Origin of the sequence: Lamprocystis purpurea DSM 4197, from assembly GCF_000379525.1 — a bacterium.
In the GTDB taxonomy this organism is placed as follows: Bacteria; Pseudomonadota; Gammaproteobacteria; order Chromatiales; family Chromatiaceae; genus Thiodictyon; species Thiodictyon purpureum.
Genome location: NZ_KB902410.1, coordinates 1 through 4454, shown reverse-complemented (window position 1 = coordinate 4454; position 4454 = coordinate 1). Strand labels below are relative to the sequence as shown.

Annotated in this window: 7 protein-coding genes; 4 read left to right on the top strand and 3 right to left on the bottom strand. The window is 58.1% G+C overall.

What is annotated here, in order from left to right:
- Positions 1 to 226: 226 nt before the first annotated feature.
- The 3 genes from A39O_RS32300 to A39O_RS0106535 are packed head-to-tail and all read right to left on the bottom strand — an operon-like array spanning position 227 to position 1663.
- Positions 227 to 826, bottom strand: a complete 600-nt coding sequence (locus A39O_RS32300; RefSeq protein ID WP_020503892.1) for a hypothetical protein — start codon at positions 824 to 826, stop codon at positions 227 to 229.
- 39 nt (positions 827 to 865) lie between these two features.
- The gene (locus A39O_RS32295) at positions 866 to 1378 is read right to left on the bottom strand and encodes a hypothetical protein (protein ID WP_020503891.1); all 513 of its coding nucleotides are present in this window, start codon (positions 1376 to 1378) and stop codon (positions 866 to 868) included.
- Between the two features lie 54 nt (positions 1379 to 1432).
- On the bottom strand, positions 1433 to 1663 hold the full coding sequence (locus A39O_RS0106535) for a hypothetical protein (RefSeq protein ID WP_020503890.1): 231 nt from the start codon (positions 1661 to 1663) through the stop codon (positions 1433 to 1435).
- Positions 1664 to 2082: 419 nt separating this feature from the next.
- On the opposite strand from A39O_RS0106535, the gene A39O_RS0106530 reads away from it, so the two are divergent.
- From A39O_RS0106530 to A39O_RS0106510, 4 genes are all read left to right on the top strand, one after another.
- A complete protein-coding gene (locus A39O_RS0106530) occupies positions 2083 to 2652 on the top strand; it encodes an ATP-binding protein (RefSeq protein ID WP_020503889.1) in 570 nt (189 codons plus the stop codon).
- A gap of 624 nt (positions 2653 to 3276) precedes the next feature.
- Entirely contained in the window at positions 3277 to 3651 is a 375-nt protein-coding gene (locus tag A39O_RS0106520) for an AAA family ATPase (RefSeq protein WP_020503887.1), read from the top strand.
- On the top strand, positions 3648 to 4040 hold the full coding sequence (locus tag A39O_RS0106515; RefSeq protein WP_020503886.1) for a hypothetical protein: 393 nt from the start codon (positions 3648 to 3650) through the stop codon (positions 4038 to 4040). Before A39O_RS0106520 ends, A39O_RS0106515 begins: the two co-directional genes overlap by 4 nt.
- 11 nt (positions 4041 to 4051) lie before the next feature.
- Positions 4052 to 4240, top strand: coding sequence for a hypothetical protein (locus A39O_RS0106510; protein WP_020503885.1), 189 nt, complete (start codon positions 4052 to 4054; stop codon positions 4238 to 4240).
- The last annotated feature ends 214 nt before the right edge of the window (positions 4241 to 4454 follow it).

Sequence of the window (4454 nt, the reverse complement as noted above, 5' to 3'; positions counted from 1 at the left end):
GTAACCGGCAAATTCGTTCATCGTCGTATCTGCTGTCCAACCAACCAGCGCCAATGGTCGCAGGAGGATCTCGGTTTTTCAAGTGAATGGCGGCCATGCGCGTGGTTCCGGTCAGCCGAGGCGTCGGCCGATTGGAGTCCAAAGCTTCAGCCTTGGATCGGCCAAGGCTGAAGCCTTGGACTCCAAATGCGCATCGCTGGCCGCCACCAGACAGAGACCGCCTGAGCTAAATTGAGTAACTTGTTAGTGAACCTTCACTAAGCAGCTTTTCGCCTATCTTGTATGGAGCTATTTGAATGCAGCGAATATCGATTCCTCGGTCTATTAGCCACAACACAGTCGTCGTGATTTCAAGCGAGAAATCTGCGGAAACGAGTAGAATTCTCGGGACAGTGCTGATCAGCACGTCCTCGTCATCCGGTGTACCAAGGAACTGCCGGATGCGCACCTGGGCTTGGTCTACGGCGACTGGCTCATAGACCTTCAGGTACTCTTCAAAAGTGCGAACCACGTCATCAAAACGCATTGCCGAAATCATGGCGGCGTAGCGGATCGCCTGCAAATCCATGTGCCCGCCGTCTTCCGTGCGCTTCAACTCAATGATAACGAGGTTGCCATCCTCATCCAGCGCCAAGAGGTCGATACGGCGCTTGCTGTCTTCCCAGCTTCCGAATTCTACGGCAATGATCAAGAGGTTCTCGCCGAGGACTACCGGGTTGATCCGCAGCCACTGCTGGAGATCTTGTCGCTCCTTCACGCCCTCAACTGCAAATGAGCCACGCGGAATCTGCTGTAGACCGGACAGAGTGATTTCAAAAAGTGACATAATTCCTCGGCTGCATCGGCCAGCGCCAAATGTATTAGATTAACAGCGAGACGCTAAAGCGTCTATGGGGACGATCAAGTCTGCCGTATTGGCCAGAAGAGGCAAAACAACTTGTTCAAAGCGGTATACCTCTAGTAAAGGCAGATTTTTTCTCGACACATTGATTCCCCACTCGGGCTTACTCTTAAGACCTTCGTAATCTCGGCCAACCAGCAGTGAGTCTTGAGACTTCCAAGCCAATGATGGAATCAAATAGAGCTTCGGTGGCTCGTTTTCTTCGAGTAGCCCGAGTGCGAGATAAAAATTCTGCTTGAGAGGAAATTTCTTCTTCTGCATGAATACGTAGCCATGGGAGCGAAGCGATTTTACTTGTATTTCGATGAATGGTCCTTGTTCATATCTCGCGATAAAATCAACGCCGCGGTCGTCAACCTCTGTCCCATAGACCTGGAAGCCGTACATCGTCAGCTCCATCTTAACGAAATACTCGGCAAACGCCCCAACCTGTTGCTTATTAAGGCGGCTCCAATTATATCGTTGCTCAATGTTCATTTTTGCAGCAGGTCCCCAAGTGGAACAAAGCGCGGAGGTATCGCGCCCTGCAAGCTATCTTAACGCCTCAATCAGCTCGATATCCTTCTTGAGAAGGTCATTGACCAAACGATCAAACGAAATTCCCTTGGCATCCGCGCGAGCGCCCAGGTAGCTCTGGATCTCGCCATCCAAGTATACCGGAAGTCTAAGCACAGTACCCTCGCGGAACAATCTCCCCCGTTGCGTCCCGGAGAAGTCGATCTCTGCGGGCATCTCGTTGTTGTTGTCTAGCTGGTTTGACATGGCGGACCTGTCGTGGCGCGTTCCGGCACTGTTGGCGCTCGCTACCTGTGGCTTCTCCGGCTGAGAGGATGCGGAGCAAGACGCTTTCCCCAGGTTCGCTGAGATACCTGTGAGACCCAGCTAGGAGTCCGCAGCGGGTTGTCTCACCGAGAGTAAACCAGCGGTCCTCCTTAATGCTGTGCGCGACGTTGAATAAGGTGCGGCGCTGGAGCCAGATCTTCGGCACCCGGACTTCGGCCCTGGAGAAGACGATCAACCGCGCCTGGTTGGCGCGTATTCCTTGCTTCCGTGGTGTAACGGACCTACTTGGGTCTCGGGCGGCGGTGCCTTACCGTGACCTGCTACCAACTGAGCACGACCACTCGGCGCAGAGCGCCTCAGAAAGGCGTGACACCGCGGAGCGGTGTCATGAGCGTGCGATGCCTCTTGTCGATGCAGCCGCAAGCCGCTCGGCGACGGCGGCGGGCGAAGCGACGGTGTTGCTTAGACACTGGGAGTCGGGCGACGAGCCGGTGATCTGGTGCGCCAACATCTCCCTGATCGCGATCCACGACACGCAGAACGAGCACTTGCAGCGCGCCTTCGCGACCTTCGTCCTCCACAATCTGTATCAGGGGATGTTCCGCCGCGGTACCCAGGGGCGCATCACCCACGCGGTGATCTTCGACGAGGCCCATCGCGCCGCGCGCCTCAAGCTGATTCCGACCATGGTCAAGGAGTGCCGCAAGTACGGCATCGCCTTTGTGATCGCATCGCAGGAGGCCAAGGACTTTGATCCCTCGCTATTCACCACGGTCGCCAATTATCTGGCCCTGCGTCTGAATGAGCCCGACGCCAAGCTGATGGCCAAGAGCTTCGCGGGCGCGGACAAGGTCGGGCTTTATACCGACCGCATCAAGCAGATGCCCAAGTACCAGGCGATGTATTACGGGGAAGGGCTGCGGGCGCCGATCCGCGTGGCGCTGGGGCAGTACCAAGCGCAGGATTAAGGGGCAGATCCGGCGGAGGGGACCTATAGCCTTCGGACGTGATTACCGGACGTAGGGGCGGGTTTCAAACCCGCCCCTACACGAAAGTCTGTGTGGATATCAGGTGCGAACGCTATAACGCCTTAGGACGATGTCGGACGGTAGCCGGTGCCGATCGCGCATGACGGTGAGGCGCGCTTGTGGGTTCCGTTGCCGGCGCTGGGCGTGCCGGTGCTCGGTGCGACCGTGGCGCTACTCCTGGGTTTGGCCTTGGCCGATACGCAGAAGCGGTTGCAGGCACGGCCTGAGGAACAACCAAACGACCGGATGGCTGAAGGTGCCAAGTCGGGGGGCCTGCAATTTGGCGTCCTCTTGGGCCGGTCCCGGCCAAGGCCTGCCTCTGCCGACGCACCGAGGAGCGGCGGCAGTGCGTACACGAGTGGCCACCCTTCGGCCGCCATCGCTCAGTTTGCTTGAGGCTGGTATGTGCCTGGCCGACTCCACTGCGGTCCATCCGCCGAGAATCCAAGCGATAGACCAGCCCGCCGCATTGGAAATCAAACTCGGCCGAGTGTTCGATTGATTGCTGTAGAATGAAAGGCCGTCGCCACACACCTGCATCGATGCCCCACTTTTCCCGCTGCCATGGTCTCAATCGCTGACCGGTTGTTCACCCTCAAGCTTCAGGCTTACCGCTCGTTTCGTGACGAGACCAGCATCGACATCCGGCCGCTGACCCTCTTGTATGGCTTCAATCAGGCGGGCAAGAGCACCCTGGTGCGGCTCCTCGCGTTGCTGGCGGACTCCCTCGCGCCAGGCGCCGGCCCCCTGGATCTGCGGAGCCCGGCGGCACGCGGGGCGACCTTCAAGGAGCTTGGTCACTTGGGGCGCGAACCGAACCTGACATCCGATTCGAGCTACAATGGCACTATGTCCGTCAAAGCGCGTCGGCGCCAGTCCGCCAGCGGCAGTAACCGCCCAAGAACGGTCTCCCATGGCCCGACGGCCAGCACCGCATGACCTTGGATGATCAAACCTGTCCGGAAGGCGAGGTGCGCTGGCGCTATGAGCGCGGTGAGGGACGGTATAAGCATCGTTGGGGCAAGGACTACGCGGGCTTCGAGCCGGGCGGCAAGGGTCCTATCGGTAAATGCCCAAGCTCGATCGAGCAGAGGACCGCAGAGGCATTGCTGAACAGTGGTGTTCCATTTTATGAGTCCGCGAATGCCGACTCGCCTGCGCGAATTTACAGCGTGTATCGCGGCGTCATCTATGAATCGGTGCCGACGGCACCGGGCGAGTCATACCACGGATATCCATGGCGCGGCGACCTGCCAGGCCGCCCGCCTTTACCGAGATCAATCCTCAAACAGCTTCAACAGCAAGCCGAATCCACCAATGACTTGTAAGGATTCAAGCAATGGCTAAGAAATTACGGGGGGCGGCAGAATTGATCGGCCCTGCCGACGGCCTGCAATTCGAACTGACGTTAGAGACGGGTTCGACGATGGACCTGGCCTGGGGTCATGGTGTACTCCGTTTTCAGGGAGAGACCGTCTGGTCCGGCGAAGACGCGGTGGGTCGAGAGACCGCCTTGCGCTGGACCTAGGATGTTCAATTTGACCCGAAATGACGCCCGATCCCCCATGCAAGAACCGTGTTGCCCGGACGCACCGGGTCGGTGTTCAACGCACGGGTGGGTATGATGAAGCACGCCGCACGCGTTCGTGCCCAGGCATCGACAAGTGCTCAGCGGTTGGTCACACTGCAGGAATGATGACATGACCCTGACGGAGAGCGTAGGACGTGATGAACGCATTCAA

Excerpts from the sequence above, each read along its gene's own strand:
- A39O_RS0106510 (WP_020503885.1), top strand. The coding sequence starts at position 4,052 with ATGGCTAAGAAATTACGGGGGGCGGCAGAATTGATCGGCCCTGCCGAC.
- A39O_RS0106520 (WP_020503887.1), top strand. The coding sequence starts at position 3,277 with ATGGTCTCAATCGCTGACCGGTTGTTCACCCTCAAGCTTCAGGCTTAC.
- A39O_RS32300 (WP_020503892.1), bottom strand. The coding sequence starts at position 826 with ATGTCACTTTTTGAAATCACTCTGTCCGGTCTACAGCAGATTCCGCGT.
- A39O_RS0106535 (WP_020503890.1), bottom strand. The coding sequence starts at position 1,663 with ATGTCAAACCAGCTAGACAACAACAACGAGATGCCCGCAGAGATCGAC.
- A39O_RS0106530 (WP_020503889.1), top strand. The coding sequence starts at position 2,083 with ATGCCTCTTGTCGATGCAGCCGCAAGCCGCTCGGCGACGGCGGCGGGC.
- A39O_RS32295 (WP_020503891.1), bottom strand. The coding sequence starts at position 1,378 with ATGAACATTGAGCAACGATATAATTGGAGCCGCCTTAATAAGCAACAG.
- A39O_RS0106515 (WP_020503886.1), top strand. The coding sequence starts at position 3,648 with ATGACCTTGGATGATCAAACCTGTCCGGAAGGCGAGGTGCGCTGGCGC.